15 protein-coding genes are annotated in these 19,330 nt (G+C 72.1%); 6 read left to right on the top strand and 9 right to left on the bottom strand.

Going from position 1 to position 19,330, the window contains the following annotated elements; translation table 11 throughout:
* The first annotated feature begins 177 nt into the window (after positions 1 to 177).
* Both PUR61_RS02520 and PUR61_RS02515 read left to right on the top strand, forming a co-directional pair.
* Positions 178 to 351, top strand: a complete 174-nt coding sequence (locus PUR61_RS02520; RefSeq protein ID WP_329875143.1) for a CsbD family protein — start codon at positions 178 to 180, stop codon at positions 349 to 351.
* A gap of 201 nt (positions 352 to 552) precedes the next feature.
* A complete protein-coding gene (locus tag PUR61_RS02515) occupies positions 553 to 1,776 on the top strand; it encodes a phospholipase D-like domain-containing protein (protein ID WP_329875141.1) in 1,224 nt (407 codons plus the stop codon).
* Between the two features lie 221 nt (positions 1,777 to 1,997).
* Here PUR61_RS02515 and PUR61_RS02510 read toward each other — a convergent pair whose 3' ends face one another.
* The 3 genes from PUR61_RS02510 to PUR61_RS02500 all read right to left on the bottom strand — a co-directional run bounded on the left by PUR61_RS02510 (position 1,998) and on the right by PUR61_RS02500 (position 3,470).
* Entirely contained in the window at positions 1,998 to 2,372 is a 375-nt protein-coding gene (locus tag PUR61_RS02510; RefSeq protein WP_329875138.1) for a hypothetical protein, read from the bottom strand.
* Positions 2,369 to 2,887, bottom strand: a complete 519-nt coding sequence (locus PUR61_RS02505) for a DUF4240 domain-containing protein (RefSeq protein ID WP_329875136.1) — start codon at positions 2,885 to 2,887, stop codon at positions 2,369 to 2,371. Before PUR61_RS02505 ends, PUR61_RS02510 begins: the two co-directional genes overlap by 4 nt.
* Positions 2,888 to 3,095: 208 nt before the next feature.
* Complete coding sequence (locus PUR61_RS02500) at positions 3,096 to 3,470, bottom strand: hypothetical protein (protein ID WP_329875134.1); 375 nt, start codon at positions 3,468 to 3,470, stop codon at positions 3,096 to 3,098.
* A 370-nt stretch (positions 3,471 to 3,840) separates the two neighbouring features.
* On the opposite strand from PUR61_RS02500, the gene PUR61_RS02495 reads away from it, so the two are divergent.
* Positions 3,841 to 5,187: an MFS transporter gene (locus tag PUR61_RS02495; RefSeq protein ID WP_329875131.1), complete on the top strand. Its 1,347-nt coding sequence runs from the start codon at positions 3,841 to 3,843 to the stop codon at positions 5,185 to 5,187.
* Positions 5,188 to 5,252: 65 nt separating this feature from the next.
* On the opposite strand, the gene PUR61_RS02490 is transcribed toward PUR61_RS02495, so the two are convergent.
* From PUR61_RS02490 to PUR61_RS02475, 4 genes are all read right to left on the bottom strand, one after another.
* The gene (locus tag PUR61_RS02490) at positions 5,253 to 7,328 is read right to left on the bottom strand and encodes a PIG-L family deacetylase (RefSeq protein ID WP_329875129.1); all 2,076 of its coding nucleotides are present in this window, start codon (positions 7,326 to 7,328) and stop codon (positions 5,253 to 5,255) included.
* A 212-nt stretch (positions 7,329 to 7,540) separates the two neighbouring features.
* Positions 7,541 to 9,541: a Stealth CR1 domain-containing protein gene (locus PUR61_RS02485; RefSeq protein WP_329875127.1), complete on the bottom strand. Its 2,001-nt coding sequence runs from the start codon at positions 9,539 to 9,541 to the stop codon at positions 7,541 to 7,543.
* Between the two features lie 682 nt (positions 9,542 to 10,223).
* Positions 10,224 to 10,886 (bottom strand): response regulator transcription factor, encoded by a 663-nt coding sequence (locus PUR61_RS02480; protein ID WP_329875125.1) that lies wholly within the window; start codon positions 10,884 to 10,886, stop codon positions 10,224 to 10,226.
* Positions 10,883 to 12,043 carry a sensor histidine kinase gene (locus tag PUR61_RS02475; RefSeq protein ID WP_329875123.1) on the bottom strand — a complete coding sequence of 387 codons (1,161 nt, stop codon included), beginning with the start codon at positions 12,041 to 12,043 and terminating at the stop codon, positions 10,883 to 10,885. The genes PUR61_RS02480 and PUR61_RS02475 overlap by 4 nt, the downstream gene beginning before the upstream one ends.
* A 508-nt stretch (positions 12,044 to 12,551) precedes the next feature.
* Between PUR61_RS02475 and PUR61_RS02470 the strand changes: the two genes are divergently transcribed.
* Positions 12,552 to 14,042, top strand: a complete 1,491-nt coding sequence (locus PUR61_RS02470) for an alpha/beta hydrolase family protein (protein WP_329875121.1) — start codon at positions 12,552 to 12,554, stop codon at positions 14,040 to 14,042.
* A 312-nt stretch (positions 14,043 to 14,354) separates the two neighbouring features.
* On the opposite strand, the gene PUR61_RS02465 is transcribed toward PUR61_RS02470, so the two are convergent.
* Positions 14,355 to 15,830 (bottom strand): hypothetical protein, encoded by a 1,476-nt coding sequence (locus PUR61_RS02465; RefSeq protein ID WP_329875119.1) that lies wholly within the window; start codon positions 15,828 to 15,830, stop codon positions 14,355 to 14,357.
* 516 nt (positions 15,831 to 16,346) lie between these two features.
* On the opposite strand from PUR61_RS02465, the gene PUR61_RS02460 reads away from it, so the two are divergent.
* Entirely contained in the window at positions 16,347 to 16,676 is a 330-nt protein-coding gene (locus tag PUR61_RS02460; RefSeq protein WP_329875117.1) for a hypothetical protein, read from the top strand.
* 115 nt (positions 16,677 to 16,791) lie between these two features.
* Here PUR61_RS02460 and PUR61_RS02455 read toward each other — a convergent pair whose 3' ends face one another.
* Positions 16,792 to 18,426, bottom strand: a complete 1,635-nt coding sequence (locus PUR61_RS02455) for a hypothetical protein (RefSeq protein WP_329875115.1) — start codon at positions 18,424 to 18,426, stop codon at positions 16,792 to 16,794.
* Positions 18,427 to 18,627: 201 nt separating this feature from the next.
* Between PUR61_RS02455 and PUR61_RS02450 the strand changes: the two genes are divergently transcribed.
* Positions 18,628 to 19,188, top strand: coding sequence for an EF-hand domain-containing protein (locus PUR61_RS02450; protein ID WP_329875113.1), 561 nt, complete (start codon positions 18,628 to 18,630; stop codon positions 19,186 to 19,188).
* Positions 19,189 to 19,330 lie beyond the last annotated feature (142 nt).

Raw genomic sequence — 19,330 nt, 5'->3', positions numbered from 1 at the left:
GAACAGGAGCAGAGCCAGCAGCAGGACGATGAGAAGCGGAACCATGAGTCGACCTCCGTAGTCAGTGTCGGAGGACCGGCTGCCCCGCCGAACAGCTCATATTCCTGGGAATCTTTCCGCCCGACGAGGGCAGACGACCCCACGTCAGCACCGAACCACCACGTCGAGGAGATCACGATGAGCACCGACGACAAGATCGAGAACACCGGCGAGAAGGCCAAGGGCGCGATCAAGGAAGGCGTCGGCAAGCTGACCGGCAACAAGCGCCTGGAGAACGAGGGCAGGACCGACCAGGCCAAGAGCGACGCCAAGCAGGCCGGCGAGCACCTGAAGGACGCCTTCAAGCACTGAACGTCCCACGAGACACATCGTGGTGGCGGGCCCCGACCAGACCCAAGGCCGGGGCCCGCCACCACGTCCGCGGTCCGGACGGGTCTCCGGGCCGGGTCGCCGGGTACAGTCGCCTAGCCGTTCAGCCCCGCCGTTCGACCCGCGCCGAACCGGGCGCGGCTACCTCCAACCGTTTCCTTCTCGTTCGGGCCAGAGGATGTCATGATCAGTACACAGGAACCGCCCGAACCGGATTCGAGGGCCCTCGGAGCCCCGGGCCTGCCGTCCGCCGAGGAGCCTACGGCGCGGATACGCCGGCGCCTGGAGCGCCTGATCGGGATCGCGGCGACCGAGGGCAACGCACTGACGCCGTTGCGCAACGGGGACGAGATCTTCGCCGCCATGCTGGCCGGGATCCGCCGTGCCCGGCACACGGTGGACATGATGACGTTCGTGTACTGGAAGGGCGACATCGCCCGCGACTTCGCCCAGGCGCTCGCCGAGCGGGCCCGGGCCGGCGTGCGGGTGCGGCTGCTGCTGGACGGCTTCGGCAGCCGGCTGATCGAGGCGGATCAGCTCGGCGCGATGGAGCGGGCCGGCGTACAGGTGGCCTGGTTCCGCAAGCCGCTGTACCTCTCGCCGCTCAAGCAGAACCACCGCTGCCACCGCAAGGTCCTCGTCGTCGACGAGGAGAGCGCGTTCACCGGCGGGGTGGGAATCGCCGAGGAGTGGTGCGGCAACGCGCGCAACGAGCACGAGTGGCGCGACACGCACGTGGAGGTCCGCGGGCCTGCCGTGGACGGTCTCGCTGCGGCGTTCGCACAGAACTGGGCGGAGTGCCATGACGAGCTCTTCGACGAGCGGGACCGGTTCATCGACCACCGCCCGCAGGGCGACGCGATCGTGCAGGTCGTACGCGGCTCGGCCAGCTTCGGCTGGCAGGACATGCAGACCCTGATGCGGGTCATGCTGGAATCCGCCGAGGAACGCTTCCGACTCTGCACCGCGTACTTCTCCCCCGACACCTACTTCATCGAGCTGCTCTGCGCCACTGCCCGCCGCGGAGTGGAGGTGGAGATCCTGCTGCCGGGACCGTTCACCGACAAGCGGGTCTGCCAGCTGGCCGGCCAGCACCACTACGAGGCCCTGACCGCCTGCGGCGTGAAGATCTACCAGTACCAGCCGACGATGATGCACGCCAAGGTCATCACCGTCGACCGTGTGGCCTCGCTGATCGGGTCGACCAACTTCAACCGCCGCTCCCTCGACCACGACGAGGAGGTCATGCTCGCCGTCCTCGACGCGCGGTTCACCGCGCTCCTCGACCAGCACTTCGAGGAGGACGTCGCGCTGAGCGAGCCGATCAGCGCCGGCCGGTGGAAGAGGCGGCCCGTCCTGCAGCGGGCCCGCGAACTGGCCGTCCAACCCATCCGCCGGTTCCTCTGACCCCCGCGCACGCCCGGCCCGGTCCCGTTCCAGCCGTCCGTTCCAACCGCCCGTTCCACGGCACTTCGGACGGCGCCGGTGTCCGCCGGACCTCGTCCGGGGTGCATGTCCGCTGCCTCGGGGCCGGAACGTCCGGGACGCCGTCGCGGCCGGCGACCGACCGGGTCGGCCTGTCCAACTACCCGAGGGGGCAGGGTGGTTCCCCGTCGGACAGGGCGTCGCTACCCCCGGGCCACCCGGTTCGGGCCGGGCCAACTGCCGAGGGACGCGCGCAGCGAGCAGTGGTGACACTGCAGAACCGCGACCGACTCCCGGGAACGGATCACTGCGAGGGCCTTCGCGCACCAGCCCGCCGACAGGGCGGACGCGGCGAGAGCGGCAGCCGCGGCGTTCGGGTTTCCCCGGAGAAGGAGTTCGACGCCCATGACCGCGAGGACCACTGCGGCCAGGAACCGGACAACACCCCTGCCCCGGGCGACCGGCCTGCGGTTCTCCCGGAACACGCTGACGTCCGCCGCCTCCTCACAACGCGGGCAGGTCGTTCCGTGCATGCCGGCAGAGCCGGCCGGAGTGGCGCCGGCGCCCGTCGCCGTCATGCGAACACCATAGGCCAGCCGGCTTCGTTCGAGCAGGTCTCGTAGTCGTGGAAGGTCACGTGCTCGCACTGCTCGCCGGTGGCCTGCTCGTACGCCTCCTCGTGGATGCAGAGGACGGCCTCGGCGTGCAGGTCGGTGAAGGGGGCGAAACGCTCGGGGTGGCCGAGGACGCTCTCGTAGGTGCGGCGGCCGGCGGCGACGACGGCGGCACGCGAGTAGAGGAAGCCGTCGTCGGACTGGGGGAAGGGGGAACCGCCCGGCTCGGTCATGCCGAGGACCGGGAGGGTGCCGAACTCCGCGCGGTCGAGGGTGAAGAGCGCCTCCGCGATGCGCTCGCCGAAGCCGAGGATCTGCTCGACCGGCTCCTCGGCAAGGACGGCGGCGAGGTCCTCGCAGGCGTCGTCCAGGTCGGCGCAGTTCACGCGGCCGCCCTCGGCCACCCCGAGCCGTTCGACGAGCTGCCAGAAGCGGTCCCAGGACATGGCGGGCCGGTACTGCTCGGAGACGGGGTTCACGGGGCGCGCTTCGCTCTCGGTCGGGCTGTCGGGCTGTCGGGGTGTTCCGGCACAGATCCTGCCACGTCGGTCCGACAGGCCGGGGCACGGTGACCGGAGCCCGGCCTTGACGCCCCGGCGTTCCTCGGCCGCACGACGTCCTCGAACTCGCCCGGACCGGCCGAGGAGACGAGCTCACCTGCTACCGGACCGAACACCGGGAAGAACATCACTCACAGATTCGAGTGTGTGCCGGTCCCGAGTCGTAGCGGTCGAGGAATTCGTGCGCCGGAAGGTCGAGTGCATGCAGCACGGAGAACACTTCCGTACCTGCGCCCACCTCCTCGTCGCCGTCGCAGATCCGGTAGACCTGCACCATGTCGAGGACTTCGAAGCCGCCCTCCCCTGCGTACTCGGCCGATTCCCGCTCGGCCAGTTCGACCGCCTCGTCGAGCGACCGCGCCCGGAACAGCACGACACGTTCCTCGTAGGGCCGGTTCTCCGAAGTCGGCCATCGATAGAAGGTTCTGGCGCCGTACCAGGCCTTCGGCTCATACGTCATTGCCGGGCCGCCGCATCCCTTCTCACACCAGACCACGATCACCGCAGAGGAAGATCTGCTTTCGCATCGGACCCTAGACCAATCGAGACGCCGTGTCGCCGGGAATCTCCGTCGGTCCGGCCCCGCCTCCGACGGAGGCCACCGCACTTCACGTGTGCGCGATCACGAGGAGGACTCTCCGCCTTCCGCACCGACGGGTTCGCGGCTCCGGCCCCCCGTGGACCGCGGACGTACGCGACCTCGCAGCCCGTGCGGCTGCGACGGAGCGGGACCACTCCACCGGCCTGCCACCTAGGTTGCGGATTCAAACCCACTACCGCTAGCGTTCCGCCCCGTGGACATAGTTGGAATATCAAACCCAGTAGGCGCACCGACCGACCGGGACCGGCCCCACCGCCGAGCCGCGTTCCTGGTGGTCGCCGCCGCGGTCTTCGTCTCGAACCTCGACCTGTTCATCGTCAACGTCGCCGTCCCGGCGATGCAGCAGCACTTCCACGGCAGCAGCCTGGCCACCCTGTCCTGGGTGCTGAACGGCTACGCCATCGTCTTCGCCGCACTGCTGGTCCCCGCCGGACGGCTGGCGGACCGCATCGGCCACCGGACGGTGTTCCTCGCCGGACTGACCGTCTTCACCATCGCCTCCGCGCTCTGCGCACTCGCCCCGTCCGTCGGTTGGCTCGACGCCGCCCGGGTGGTCCAGGCGGCGGGCGCGGCCGCGCTGATGCCGACCTCACTGGCGCTGCTGCTGGATGCCACTCCCCCGGCCGAACGCCCCGGCGCCGTCCGGGCCTGGGCCTCGATCGGCGGGATCGCCGCCGGACTCGGACCGGTCCTCGGCGGACTGCTGGTCGAGACCGACTGGCGCTGGATATTCCTCGCCAACGTCCCGGTCGGCATCGCCGCCATCGCCGTGGGGGCCCGCGTACTGCCCGGGCTGCGCGGCAAGGAGGACGGACCACTGCCTGACCTGTTCGGCGCCGGACTGCTCACCGCCGCCATCGCCACCCTCGCCGTGGCCCTGGTCAAGGGCGACGAATGGAGCTGGGGCTCACCCCGAGTCCTGGGCAGCCTGCTCGCAGCCGCCCTGCTGACCGGCTGGTTCCTGCGCCGCTCGGCGCACCACCGCGCCCCCATCATCGAACTGCCCCTGCTGCGCGTGCCCAGCTTCGCCGCCGCCAACACCGCAGCGCTGCTGTTCACCCTCGCCTTCGCCGGCATGCTGCTCACCTCGGTCCTGTGGTGCCAGCAGGTCTGGGAGTACTCGGCGCTGCGCACCGGCCTCGCCATCGCCCCCGGACCGCTGCTGGTACCGCCGGTCGCACTGGGCAGCGCCGCGCTGGTACGCAGGCTCGGCCCCGGACGGCTGGCCGCGCTCGGCACACTGCTCTTCGCCGCAGGCATCGGCTGGTGGACCACCACCATCGGAGTCCGGCCCGGCTACACCACCGAACTGCTGCCCGGACTGCTGCTCACCGGCCTGGGCGTGGGGCTGACCCTGCCCACCCTCGTCGGCTCCGCCGCGGCGGCGCTGCCGCCCACCCGCTTCGCCACCGGCTCGGCGATCACCACGATGGCCCGGCAGATCGGCGCGGTGGTGGGCGTAGCGCTGACGGTCAGCCTGATCGGTACCCCCGACGGGCCACAGGCCGCGCTGGACGGCTTCCGACGCGGCTGGGCGGCCGTGATCGTGGCAGCACTGCTCGCCTGCGCGGCCGCCCTGGTACTCGCCGCCGCCCAACGCCGGGCCGCAGAGAAGTAGCCCCGCCCCGGGCGATACAGCTTTCTCCCGCCCGGGGTCGACCGCCTGGGACGACCGTAGGGAGATCAGGGATCTCCGACGCTGCTCCACGCGCCGAACGAGCCGTCCGTCCGCTGCCGGTTGTGGTGGAGACGGCCGTCCGGGCCGAGCACCACCAGGTCCGTGAGGCCGTCGCGGTCGATGCCCGCGGCCGGCACGCCGATGACGAAGCCGCCGAGGTCGGTCCAGTCTCCGAACCGGCCGTCGGTGCCCTGGCGGTTGACGCTGAGCCCGCCGTTCCTGTTGCGCACGGCCACCACCGTTCGCGGCTCGGTCGTGGCGCCCGGGGACACGACGGCCGGTTCACCGGTGCCGCCGTGATCGGGTCCGTTGCCGACCGGCCCGGCCCCGGGCGTCCACCGACCGTCCGGTGCGGCCTGGACGAGGCTCATCGTGTAGGAGTACGCGTTCCGCCCGGGCACCGGGTCGGTACCCGAGACCTGCCGGTAGTACAGCGCCAGTCGACCTCCGGACGTCGTGGCCGCGCTGATGCCGCCGACCGGGGCGATGTCGGGGAAGTCGCGGTCGAGGACCAGGGCACCGTCGGGCTCGGGCTGGGACCAGTGCAGCACCCTCGGGCGCGAGGCGGCTTTCACGGTGACGGCGAACACCTCGATCCGCCCGTCGTGGGTGGTCACGGCCGTGGGTGCGCCCTGCACTCCGGTCCCCCCGAGCTCGGCCCAGTTGCTCCATGCCCCGTTCGGTGCGGTCTGTCCCTTGGTGCTGATGCCGCCGCTCCGGTTGCGGACGAACATCTGCAGCCGTCCGTCGCCGTCGGCGGTCACGACGGGCACGCTCACCTGGAGGGCACGGTTGGCGAGCTTGGAGGTCTGCGGGCCCGCGACGACGTCGGGGCTGCCGTGGCTGTGCCAGACCCACCCGCCGGCGGGACCCTGCACACAGGAGACGATCTCGCCGGTGTCCGAGCGCTGGCCGAACACCTCCAGCCCGCCGTCCTGGCGGCGGGCCACCGTCACACCGGCCGCCAGCGGCCCCCCGGGGCCGCCGTCCACGACCGGGCCCTGCCACGTCTTGTCCGCGTCCTCGGCCCACTCGTGGAGCGAGCCGCTCTCCACCGCGAAGGCGTGCAGCGCGCCCGTGCGGTCGGCGGCCACCGCCTGGGTGGAGCGCGGGTAGCGCAGGTACTGTCTGGATTGCCAACTCGCGTACGGGCTCACGGCGAAGGCCGCCCCGGTGGGGATGTTGGCGTCCCGCTCGGTGTAGGTACGGAAGGTGGCCTGCTTGGTGGCGGTCTCCGTGAAAGGGAGGACGGCCGGGGAGGACCAGGTGTTGTAGTCGCGGTAGTGCTCGACCACCACCCCCCTGCGTCCGGTCGCCGTGTAGGCCGCGACGGCCGCGTCCGCGAACCACGCGGCGGAGATGTGGTCCGGGTGGTCGTGCTCCGCGTGGTGGTTCCAGAGCATCGGGTCCGGCGCCGGATCCTGCACCCGCACCAGCGTGGGGTCCTGGTCGACCAGCACGGCCCCCAGGACGTCGATGAGCCGCGCACCGTTGTAGACCTGCGGCCACAGGGTGGCGGGCCCGTCCATGTCCAGCGTCGTCGTCTCGGCGGGCTCGGCGCTGTCCCGACTCTCCCACAACCGGCGCAGGGCGTTCCCGCCCAGGTAGGCCGAATCCGCGTACTCGGGGAGGCTGAGGAAGACGAGCTGCAACGACCGGTCGGCCCGCAGGGTGAAGCGCTCGGCGACCGGACCGCCCGGCACGGGCCGGTAGTCCTCCCGGTCCCAGCAGGCCACCCCCGGATCGTCGGCGCAGCCGCCGGCCCCGGTTCCGGCCGCCTCGCCCGCCATCCGGGCATAGGCGAGCCGGATGCCGTCCTGCCGGTGGGCGGCATACGCCGCCCCGGCCCCGGCGGCGCCGCCGGTGATGTAGACGGTGGTCACCTCGAAGCCGGCCCGGATGCTGCTGGACAGGTCCGGATTCATGAAGAGCAGGTCGTCGTCCTGATGCGCGACGATCTGGACGACCGTCGCCGGCCGACCGTCGGGGCGCGCGGTCGGCGGCCCTGACGCGCCGTCCGATGCGGAGGACGGTGCGGGCGGGACCGTCCACGTCTGCGACACCGCGACGACCAGGGCCACCGCAGCCGTCGTTACCCGCCCCACCCTGTACCCCGTTCCCCGCAAACGCCGGATGCGTCCGCCCTCGGGGCGTTGACCGGGGGAATTATCGCATTGTCGTCAGGCGCGAAAGCAGCCGGCCGCCGGTACCGGGTCCGCCCGGGTCCGCCCCCCATCCGGAATGCCGGGCCGCCTCGGCGCCCGAAGGTCTCCCCGCCGGGGCGGGTACGAGGTCACACGGATGCTGGTGCGGTTCGGTGTGCGGGCTGCCCCGATCTGTCTGTTGCGGGGGCCGGTTCGGACACCTCGAAAGGCGAGGGAACGGGGAAGTAGTCCTGGAGGAAGCCCGTGACGGCCGCGTCCTGTTCCTGCGGCGACAGAAGGTCCCGGGTGCCGTCCGCGAGGCAGAAGTAGTCCGCCCAGCGTTCCTCCTGCACCTGTGCGAGCCCGGCGAGGTCCTCGGTGCTGTCGGTGACGAAGTAGCCGTCGTAGAGGTGTCCTTCCACGGCGCGGGCGGTCGCGTGGGCGTAGTGGACGGCCAGGGTGACCGGGGCGAGGTCGGTGGCCGCCCGGAACGCCGAGCGGACGGTGTCGTGCAGCTCGGCCGCGAACCGCTCCGCGCTCTCTGCCAGCACACTGCGCAGCAGCGGGTGCGGGGCGTGCTTGAGGGTGCGCGGGTAGGTCTTGCCCACGGCGGTGGCCAGGGTCGTCCGGGTGTTCTTCTGGGCGGCGGCGTAGACGGAGTCGTCCGGTGCGGCTTCGCCGGGCGGGATGATCCGGTTGTCCGGGAAGTACCTCGGCATGCCGTTGCCGAGGAAGAAGTCCTCCGGGACCAGGGCGCGGCCGAGGAAGACGTCGTCGTTGATGTAGAGGAAGTGCTCGGCGAGCTCGGGGATGAGGTGCAGCCGGGTTTCGATGGCGTGGGAGTTGAACACCCCGTCGGCGCCGGTGCCGGCGAACAGTTCGCGGTGCGACACGACGGTCAGGTTTGGTCGGCCGGTGTCCAGCCAGTGCGGGACCTGGTCGTCGGTGACCAGGAAGATGCGGCGGATCCACGGCGCGTGGGAGGCGAGCGCGCGCAGGCAGTACCTGAGTTCGTCGCGGTTGCGGAAGCGCTGGTCGGCGTCGCCCGCGATGCCGCTGGCGGCCACGCCGTCCTCCGGTGCGATGGGCGCGGCGGTGTGGGCCAGTCGGGCTCGTGCGGCGGCCCGGCGTTCCTGCCAGGCGGGGTCGGAGTCGTCCACCCAGGTGATCACGGCGTCGACCGGGAAGTCGACCTGGTCGGGCAGGGCGGTGGCGAAGACGTCGAGCAGTGGATAGGTCCGCCCGGCCACCGTGGCGGTGGCGGTGGCCGCGAGGGAGGGCACCCACCAGCCGAACGGGGTCTCGCCGATCGAGGCGATCGCGCCCGGCGAGGGGGCAGCGGAGTCCCAGAACTCGACGTCGCAGCCGATCTCGGGACCGTACAGCAGGGAGCCGACGGCTGCGGGCCGGTAGACCCGTACGCCCTTCACCCGGTCCGGGGGCGACTGCTCCTCGGCGTCCGTGTCCGTGTCCTGTCGGCCGTCCTCGTCGGCACCGGCGGAGGACGCGGTGTGGGCGGAGCCGTCCCGGGTGTCCACAGTTGCCCGGGGCGGGGCCGGAGGCACCTCGAACGCGGTGAGGGCGCCGGGCAGTTGCTCGGCCAGGACGGTGCCCAGCGTACGGCCGTGTTCCAGCAGGTCGGCGTAGACCGCCTGGCCTGCGAACGCCGCGGCCAGGGCGCGAACCGCCGCCGCCCGGTCACCCGGCGCGATCGCCAGTCGGTGGCGCAGACGCCGGCCGGGCACCAGACCGTACGCGACGCCGGCCTCCTCCAGCGCATCGGCCACCTCGGCCAGGTTGCCGTTGCGGCGAGCGTCGGGCAACAGGTCCCTGTGCGACTCGACGACGTTGTCCCGGTACCGGGTGACGCCGGCGAGCGAGCCGAGCAACTCCTCCTCACGCTCACGCCGTGCCCACACCATCAGATCCGGTGCCGTCAGCACGGCCGGTTCCCGGGGTTCTGCGGCTTCGGCGGCCGCCTCGTCCGGAATCTGCGATTCCTCCCGCTGCACGGCCTCGCCTGCGGCGCCCTCCGCCTGCCGCGGATCCGCTGCTCCGGACTCGAACTGTGCGGTGGCGAGCGGGCAGGGAGGAGCAATGGTCAGCAGCGCGCGAACCGCTGAGGAGATGGATATTTGACGGATCGACATGCAAACTCTTTTCCCGGGAATCCCGCTGTCAGCTGCAGGATCAAAAAGGGATGCAGCATCAGGAATTCCTTCCTGCTCCGCATCGCAATGAGAGTGTCGGGAGTGGTTCGCACATGCCACACGACCATGAAGACAGCTCCTCCCCGGACTTTCTGGGCACGGGTGAAGCCAACGTGAAGGGATCGTACACGCCTGCACATCGATTACCTAGTCGAGTTGGCAAGGATCTGACAACCACTCGGCGCCGATTCCGGCAGTGCAGGTGAATGCGATTAATATGTCCGATATGGATTTGCTTTTCAGAGTTCATGATTGAGTGTCCAACTCGCAGCAATCTTGGGTAATCATGCGGATTGGCCGTGGATCACCCCTTTGGCCGTTGTCGCCCGCAGGGGGTAGGGGCCGCCGCAGGGCGGAGCGCGGCAGGACGGGCGGCGCCGACGGCCGGGACACCGGACGCGGACGGCCACGCCCGCTCGACGCCGATCATCCCCGGCAGACCCCGGCAGACCCCGACAGACTCCGGCAGACGCGGCAGACCCGTCCGGACGACCGTGATCACGATCCGCAGCCGCCGTTCGGTGCACCGCACTTCAGGGCCCCGGTCACCACGGGCCGACACCACGGGCCGAGGACGCCGCCGTCGGGACTGCGGCGCCGAGGTCACGCCGAGTGAACCGTGTCACGCCGGGTGGATGAGGCGGCTCTCGTAGGCGAAGACCACGGCCTGTATCCGGTCGCGGAGTTCGAGCTTGTGCAGGATGCGCCCCAGGTGGGACTTCACGGTCGCCTCCGCGAGGTAGAGGGTGGCCGCGATCTCGGTGTTGGACAGGCCGCGGCCCACCTGGACGAGCACCTCGCGTTCACGGGCGCTGAGCCGGTCCAGCCGCTCGTCGCACTCGGTGCTGCCGCCGTCGGGCAGGTGTGGGCGGAGGCTCTCCAGCAGGCGTCGGGTGATCCGCGGGGAGACCACCGCGTCGCCTGCGGCGATGCTGCGTATCGCGGTGAGGAACTCCTCGGGCCTGGTGTTCTTCAGCAGGAAGCCCGAGGCTCCCGCGTTGAGTCCGGCGAAGGCGTACTCGTCCAGGTCGAAGGTGGTGAGGATCAGCACCCTGGTCTGCGGGGAGACCTCGATGACCTGTCGGGTCGCCTCGATCCCGTCGGTCCCTGGCATCCGGACGTCCATGAGGACGACGTCGGGGCGCAGTTCCCGGGCGAGGCGTACGGCCTGGAGGCCGTCCGCGGCTTCGCCGACCGGTGCCATGTCGGGCTGGGCCTCCAGGACCGTGCCGAAGGCCATCCGGAGCAGCGCCTCGTCGTCGGCGATCAGGATGCGGATCGTCATGCGGACGCCGCTCCGCCGCTGTCGAGGAGGAGACGGGTGTGGACTCCCCAGCCGCCGCCCGGGAGCGGTCCGGCCCGCAGCTTCCCCCCGTAGGCGGTCGCACGCTCGCGCATGCCGGGGATGCCGTGGCCGGAGGGTGTCGCGGCGCGGGGCGGCCGGCCGGGACCGCTGTCCGTGACGTCCACGGTGACGGTCTCGGCCGAGCACTGTATCCGGACCGTCGCGTGGGTGCCGGTGGGGGTGTGTTTGAGGGCGTTGGTCAAGGCTTCCTGTACCAGGCGGTAGACGGTGAGTTGGGCGGTGGCGGGGATGTGGGTGTGGCCGCCCCGGACTTCGAGGCGGGTCGGCAGCCCGGCTGTGCACATCTGGTCCGCGAGGGTCTCCAGTTGGGCGATGCCCGGCAGCGGGTGGCGCTCCGCGTCCGGTTCGTCGGTCCGCAGGAGGCCCAGCGAGCGCCGCATGTCGGTCAGGGCCTGGCGGCCCGTCTCGGAGACCTGGAGCATCGCGGTGGTGGTCTTGTCGGGTGCCCGGTGCTGCGCGTAGACGGCGGCGTCGGTGAGCGCGACCATGACGGACAGGTTGTGGGTGACGATGTCGTGCATCTCCCGGGTGATGCGGGTCCGTTCCTCGGCCACGGCCAGCCGGGCCTGCTGTTCCTGTTCCTGCTCCAGGCGTGCGGCCCGCTCTTCCAGAGCCGCGAGGAAGGCGCGCGAGGTCCGCACGTTCACCCCGAGGACGGCGGCGGCGACGGCCATCGCGGTGAGCGCGACGAAGGGGGTGAGGAACGCGCCTTCCGAGGCCCAGCGCAGGCAGGCCAGGAGGGCGCCTGCCTCCACGACGGCAGCGGCGACGAGCGTGCCGCGCCGGCCCGTGTGCGCGGCCGCCGTGTAGAGGGCCACCAGCAGGGCGATGTCGGCGGGCAGTTGGACGTCCACCAGCAGTTGGACGAAGGCTGCCGCGGTCACGGCGCCGAACACGGTGAGCGGGGCCCGGCGTCGCCACACCAGGGGCAGCGCGAGGGCGGCGGTGAGGGCCAGGTCGGTCGGCAGTTCTTGCGGCGCACGGGTGGTGACGACGTTGAGGAGGAGGAGCGTCGGCAGCAGCGCGTCCCATGCCGTGGGCGGCAGCCGGGAGCCCCAGCGCCTGGCTGCCGTCACCGGTCGCTCCGCTCGCGCGGAGGTCGGGCCGGTGTCCCCGGGGGCCGGGAGCCTGCCCGCGCCCGTCGCACCAGCACCCGGTCCCGTACACGGTCCCGCACCTGGTCCCGGTCGCGGGTGTGGTCCCGGTCCCGGTGGCGTACCCGGTGGGCCTTGCCGGGTTCCGCAGCCACCTCGGTCATCACACGTCCCTGTCGATTCGGCATCAAGGGCGGCCCCGGCCGGGGCCGCCGGCGCGCACCACCGGATCGGGACGGGTCACGGGGACCGTGCGCCTCGCGCTGCCCGGCACGTACCGCAGCCCTGCCAGCGTAGGCCGCCGGCCCCACGGAGCACATGAGTCCACCGTCGGAGGGAGCCGTGGCGACGTACGACCCCAGGAGGAGTCCCGTTACCTCCCGGGGTCGCAAAGCGGCCACCCGTCCGGCGTGCTCGACTGCTGCTCCGGTGGCACGCGGACCCGCCGCGGATTGCGACCCCGGTCGCACACGGCGGCGACCCGGGAGCGATGTGGCGACGCATGCCCGGCGCCGAGTATGGCCGGGTGAACGAGATCATCCCGGGACTGAACATGTCCCTTCCGGAAGTCCTTGCCGTACTGAGCGCCGTCGTCCTGGTGGTGGCGCGCTGGATACCCCCCGCCGCCCGCCCACGCGTCACGATCGCGGCGGGCGCGCTCCTCCTGCTGTCCGCGACGGTCGTGAGTGCGACGGGGATCCGCTGGCAGGTAGTGCCGGTCCTGGCGGGCGCCGCCCTCGCGCTGCCCTTCGCCGTCTCCCCCCTGCTACGACGCCGAACCGCCAGGCCGGCGTGGCGGGCCCGCTGGTGGCTGGCGTTGCCGGGATCGGCGGTCTGCATCGGTCTGATCTCCTGCGGCCCGGTGGCCGCCTGGGCCTTCCCCGTACCCGTGTTCCCCGAACCGTCCGGCGACTTCGCGGTCGGCACCCGCGTGGTGCAGTGGACCGACCCGCGCCGCCCCGAGACCTTCACCGCCGATCCGGACGACCTGCGCACCGTCGTGGTCCAGCTCTGGTACCCCGCCCGGAAGAGCCCCGCAGGGACGCAGCGCGCCCAGTACCTCGGACGCACGGAACAGGAGGCGCGCACCGTCTCCGACGCCCTCGCCCACGGGGTCGGCCTACCGGGATTCCTGATCGACGGCGTTCCGCGTGCCCGCACCCATGCGGTCGTCGACGCCCCGGTCGAGGGTACGGGGGGACGGTTCCCCGTCGTGCTGTTCTCTCCCGGGTCGGGCGGCGTACGCACCCAGAACACCGCCTGGGCGGAGGAACTGGCCAGCCACGGCTATGTGGTCGCCGCCCTCGACCACCCGTACGACTCCTCCGCCGTCGTCCTCGCCGACGGCCGGACGATCACCACCGAGATCTCCTCCAGCGGCGACCGGGACAAGGACGAGGAGCTGGCCGCCGACTGGACGGCGGTCCGGGCCGCCGACCTCGGCTTCGTCCTCACCCGGTTGGAGGGTCTGGAGCGGGGTGAGACCGCCGACCCGCTGAACGGACGTCTGGACACCGGCCGGGCCGCGGTGACCGGCCACTCCATGGGTGGCGCCGCCGCCCTGCAGGCGGCCCGGAACGATCGCCGGTTCGACGCCGTCGTCGATCTCGACGGCTACCCCCACGGCCCCACCTCCCCCTCGCTCACCCAGCCGGCGCTCGCACTCACCCAGGCCGTCACCCCCGGAACCGACTCGCGCTACCTCCCCCGCCTCACCGAGGCCCTCGGGTCCGCCACCGCGACGAGCTACCGGCTCACCGTCCCCGGCGCCGCGCACCTCACGTTCATGGACGGCCCCCTGTACCTGCCGCCCGTGCCCGCGATCGTCGGCTCCCTGGGCCGCACCGAGAGCCCGCGCATCGTCGCCGCAGCCACCCTCGCCTTCCTCGACACCGTCCTGAAGGAGAAGCCCGGCGACCTGGCGGGCGTCCTGCCGGCCTACGGCGACCTCACCGTCCACCGCCCCGTCCAGCGGCCCTGATCAGCCGTCGCCGGACACGTACGGCCTCCGGGCGAGAACGGAACGGGCCCGCGGCAACACGCCGGGCCCGTTCCCGTTCGTTCGTTCCCCCGTTCCCGCCAGACCCCTTGGTCACCCTCGGGAATCACGACGAGCGCGCCGGGCAGAGCGGCACCACCCGGGTCGGGGGACACAGGTACCCCTGGTGGCACCGCGTACCGGCCCGGCTCCTGGGAACGGAGCCGGGCCGACGGTTCGGAGCGGGGCGGTTCGGGGCGGGCCGGCCCGGGGGCGCGGCGGTTCGGGGCGCTTGAGGTCGGGGCGGTCCGGGGGTCAGGACACGAGCTTGATGACCGCCTCGGCCGCGGCCTTGCCCGCCGCGGACACGATCGCCTTCACGAGGTCGCCGAGAGCTCCCGTGACGCCGGCCGCGAGGGTGTCCGTCGCATCCAGGTCGGCCTTGAAGGTGCCGTTGAGGATGCCGTCCCACTTCTCGGTGATCTGCGGGTTGTTGCCCACGAACGTGAAGTCGTCGTTGCGGTCCGGCGTGCCGAAGGGGAGGCCGGCGACGGTTCCCTCGGTGTGGCCGGAGTGCTGGAAGGTGAACACGGTCCCGTCCGGCGTCATCACGGCGGCGCTGATCGTGTAGTCGATGTTGTCGAAGCCGCTGTCGTGCGCGTGCGTGCTGAACGAGAAGAAGCCGTCCTGGCGCATCACGACGTGCGCCGAACCTCCGATCGCGATGTCGGTGGTGACGTCCTGGTCGAAGTTCCTGCTCGACGTGTCGTACCAGAAGTGGTCCCGGACGGAGGCGTCGCCACCGACGAACCAGAGCTCCATGCTCCCGGGGATCCGGGAGACGGCCGCGATGCCGCTGGTGACGGAGGCACTTCCGGGCGGGGCCAGCTCGAACCCCTGCCAGGCACTTCCCTCGTACCAGAACCGGTCCTGCACCGAGCCGTTGGGCCCGACGAACCAGACCTCCATACTGCCGGGAATCCGCGAGACCGCAGCGACACCGGTGTGGGTGGAGGCACTACCGGCGGGAGCCAGCTCGAACCCCTGCCACGTGCCGCCCTCGTACCAGAACCGGTCCTGCACCGAACCGTTCCCGCCGACGAAGAAAACCTCCATACTGCCGGGAATCCGCGAGACCGCAGCGACGCCGCCGGTGACGGAGGCACTGCCCGGAGGGGAGAGCTCGAACCCCTGCCACGCGCCGCCCTCGTACCAGAACCGGTCCTGCACCGAACCGTTCCCGCCGACGAAGAAAACCTCCATGCTCCCGGGAATCCGCGAGACCGCAGCGATCCCCCCGATGGTCGACGCGGTTCCGGGGGCCGAGAGTTCGAACCCCTGCCAGGCACTTCCCTCGTACCAGTACCGGTCCTGCACGGAGCCGTTGGCCCCGACGAAGAAGACCTCCATACTGCCGGGGATGCGCGAGACGGCCGCGACACCGCCGGTGACGGAGGCACTGCCGGGCGGGGCCAACTCGAACCCCTGCCACGTGCCGTCCTCGTACCAGAACCGGTCCTGCACCGAACCGTTCCCGCCGACGAAGAAGACCTCCATGCTCCCGGGGATGCGCGAGACGGCCGCGATGCCGCCGTTGGCGGAGGCGCTGCCGGGCGGCGCGAGCTGGTAGCGCCGCCACGGCGACCCGTCGTACCAGTACGCCCCCTGGACCGAGCCGTCCGAGGCGACCCACCAAACCTCCATGCTTCCGTCGATCCGGGAGACCGCGGCGACCCGGCTCGACAGCGACGAACCGCCGGCCGACGCAAGCACGAACTGGTTCCAACTCATCTGGGACCTCCGGTGGTTCTGTGTCGAACACACGAGCCGGGAAGGGACCCGGCCCGATGAGCGGGGAGCGCCGGGCCGGATCCCCGGACCGATCGCTCAACGCGTGCTCCTACGTTAGGAATTCACCGCGGCACCCACATGAGGCCGTGGTCCCGCGTATGTCCCGGGACCGGTGCACCAGTCGCGCACGCTCCGCCGTGGGACCGGCCCTCCGAACGGGACGTCACCCGCACGCCCCGCTCACGGAATCGGGGAACTCCGCCCATGGCGGAGCACCCGGTGAGACCCCGTGCGGCCGGAACGGCGGGGCGCGGCGGCAGAAGTCGGGCAAGCGGGAACGGCCGGCAGACGGGCGGCCCCGCCGCCTCCCGTGCTTCGGGCAGCTCGCCGACTCGGCCTCCGGTACCGGGCGGTGTTCGGTGAAACGCCCACGACCTGGTGCTTCCCGGCTCCACACGCGTGGCGGCTGATTGGATCGGCGCTACCTGCATCCACCCGCTTCGCCCAGGAGACGACATGCGCACCCACCTCACCCGCGGCACGTTCACGCTCACGTTCCTCGCCGCGGTTGCACTCCCTGCCGTCGGCTCGGCGAGCGCCGCGCCGGAGCCCGCCTACACCTGCCAGGCGGTCCTGGTCGACGACATCAACCGCGTGGCCGGGTCGGGCTGCACGGGCGGTCCGAGCGGCTACGAAGGCGCGGGAAGCATCATGGACAAGGAATCCGACACCGTCTGGCAGTGCGCGCTCCTCGGCTCGGCCGACGATCCGGACCTGCCGGGGAAGCTGACCGTCGTCGGAGTCCTCGGCTGCGAGCGACAGGGCGGTGACCCCCTGGTCGAGTGATGTCCCACGCTTCGGCACCCGGTGCCACCGAGGGGCCGGTCAGCCCGACTCACCGCGGGCCGCCCCGGGCCCGGGTGTCCCCGGCCAGGGCCCCGGCGCCGCCCGCACGGCAGGACTAGAGACCGCCCCGGACAGCCAGGAAGTGCAGCACGGTGAAGACCAGATAGGCCGTCAGGGAGATCCGGTTGACGAGCAGGTCCGGGTGGCCGAGCGGGCCGGGGCGGGATTCCCGGGGGCGGAGTTCCGGGTGACGGGTGGCATGGCCGACACCGGCGGCGAGGGCGGCGGCGTCGAACCCCTGGACGCCGAACCAGGAGGCGACCCGGCCGCCGAACTCCAGGGCACCGGCGTCGCGGACGGTGACGGACAGCCGGCCGCCCTCGGCCGTGGCCGCGGTGATCTCCTCCCAGCCCGCCCGGCGACGGGCGAGGCCGGCGGACACCGTCACGCCGTCACGGTCGACGGCGGCCTGCCAGCCGAGCCGGGAGACGACACCGACCAGTGCGATGCCGCCGATGAGCAGGGGCTGCAGCAGCCCGCTCCACCAGCCGGGCTCGGCGCGCAGCACGCCCAGGACGGCCAGCAGTACCGCGGCAGCCGGTCCGCACAACAGGCGCAGCGGACGCGGCATCTCCCACACCCCGGCGGCCATCGGCACGGTCGGGGTTTCGGCAGGGGCCCCCGGGTCGGCGGGGGCGGCGGGGTCCCCGGCAGCGACGGGGCCGGCCGGCCGGACTTCGGGGGCGCAGACGACGGCCGTCCACGTGCCGGTCGTACCCGGGTTCCCGGTTCCCGGGTCGTCCTCCGGGGGCAGGACCAGCAACTGGGCGTAGGGGCCGTCCGGTCCCTGGTAGAGCAGAGCGGGCAGGGGCGGGCCGGCGACCGGGCCGTACGCCTCCTCGCCATCGGTCTCGTCCTCGTCGTCCTCGTCCTCGTCGTCGTCGGCTACGTCCTCCCCGCCCCAACGGCCGTCCGCCCAGGTGTGCTGCTCGCGCAGCGTCAGCTCCCAGCGCGGGCCGCCGAAGAACGGCCCGGCCTTCGGGCCGCCGTCGAACTGGAACAGGACGCGCACAGCGGGCGCGCCGGGGCGTTCGGTCAGTGAGTGCCGGACCCGGACCGCCTTGGCGGCGGAGGCCAGCAGGATCACGCCGGTCCCGCCGACCCCGGCGGCCGTCACGAGCAGGCTCGGGTCGAACAGCGGAGCCGTCACCGCCGGGCCGAGCAGCACCAGGCCCACCACCCGGCGCCCGACCGGCCGGACGGGGTGCTCGGCGAACGGGGAGGGCTGGCCCGCGGCCGTCCAGGGGTACGGCACCTCGGGGCCCATGAGGTCGGTGAGCTGCTGCCGGGCCCGCTGACGGCCGAGGGCGGCGGTGATCAGCAGGGCCGCCAGGGCCGTCTGTGCGAGCGTCAGCGCCCACCGGGTCAACTCGTCGGGGACGCCCGGGACGTACCAGCCCACCGGAATCAGGGCGAGCGCCGTCAGCGGCAGCCCCCTGGGGCGGGCCAGCAGCGCCAGCGCCTGGGCCACCAGGGCCGCGAGCACCACGTCCTCCGACTCGTACCAGCGCGGGGCACCGGCCACGTCGAGGCCGTCGGCCCGGGCGGCGACCAGCACGAACAGGGCCACCGGCAGCAGGACCAGCCAGCGGCTGTCCCAGCGGTGGGCCGCACGGGCGGCGTGCCAGCGCTCCGCGGCCTCGGCGGTGAGCGGCGCGGCCGTAGGCAGTGGGGGTGCGGGCTGGAACATGCGTCCGATGCTGTCACCCGACCCGGCCGGCCATGAACCCGGGGCACCCGGGCGAGCCTGCCTCGGACCCCGGGCGGTCGCGCGCGGTGCGATCAGCTGTCCGATCACGCATACGTGGCCTCGCGGTTGCACCTCGTGAACGCCACTGCCTAGGCTCACCGGGCACCGCACCACCTGCACCCACGGAACGAGGAACCCGCCATGACCACCGCCGCCGACGCCCTGCTGGACCGCAAGATCGACGTCTGCTTCGGGCAGGCCGACCTCGACAGGGACGGGGTGATCGACGCGACGGACATCCTGGGGCTCGCGTCGCGGGTGATCGACGCCTCGGGGGCGGCGTTCGACGCACCGGAGGCGACGGCGATGCTGGCCGCGGCCCAGGGCTGGTGGCGGGCCCTGGTGGCGGACCTCGACACCAACAGGGACCGGAAGATCCAGCGGCACGAGTACCGGGCCGGGATGCGGTTGCTGGCCCAGGCACCGGGCGCGTTCGACGACGTACTGGCTCCGGCGGCGCACGCGGTGTTCCGGCTGATGGACCGGGACCGGGACGGGCGGATCTCGGCAGCGGAGTTCTGGGACTTCCAGCGCGCCTTCGGCTCCACCGAGCCGGCCGCACGGTTCGCGTTCGAGAAGCTGGACACCGACCGGGACGGAGTGCTGTCGGAAGCCGAGGTGCTGTCGGCCTTCCGCGGCTTCTACACCTCCACCGACCCGCACCACGTCGGCAACTTCCTCTTCGGCGACGCGCTGAACTAGACCCAATGCCGTGTAGATAGAGCTTGCGGATTCCTGTCACGGGTCTGGTGTGGTCAGGATGTCGATGCTGATGGTGGCTTTGTAGCTGGTCCGGTCGATGGTGCCTTTGGCGTTGTACTTGGAGATCGCGCGTTTGACGACG

Source organism: Streptomyces sp. BE20 (assembly GCF_036322525.1).
Taxonomy (GTDB): domain Bacteria; phylum Actinomycetota; class Actinomycetes; order Streptomycetales; family Streptomycetaceae; genus Kitasatospora.
Note: the sequence above shows the minus strand (reverse complement) of the source record. Positions and strands in the feature narration are given on the sequence as shown.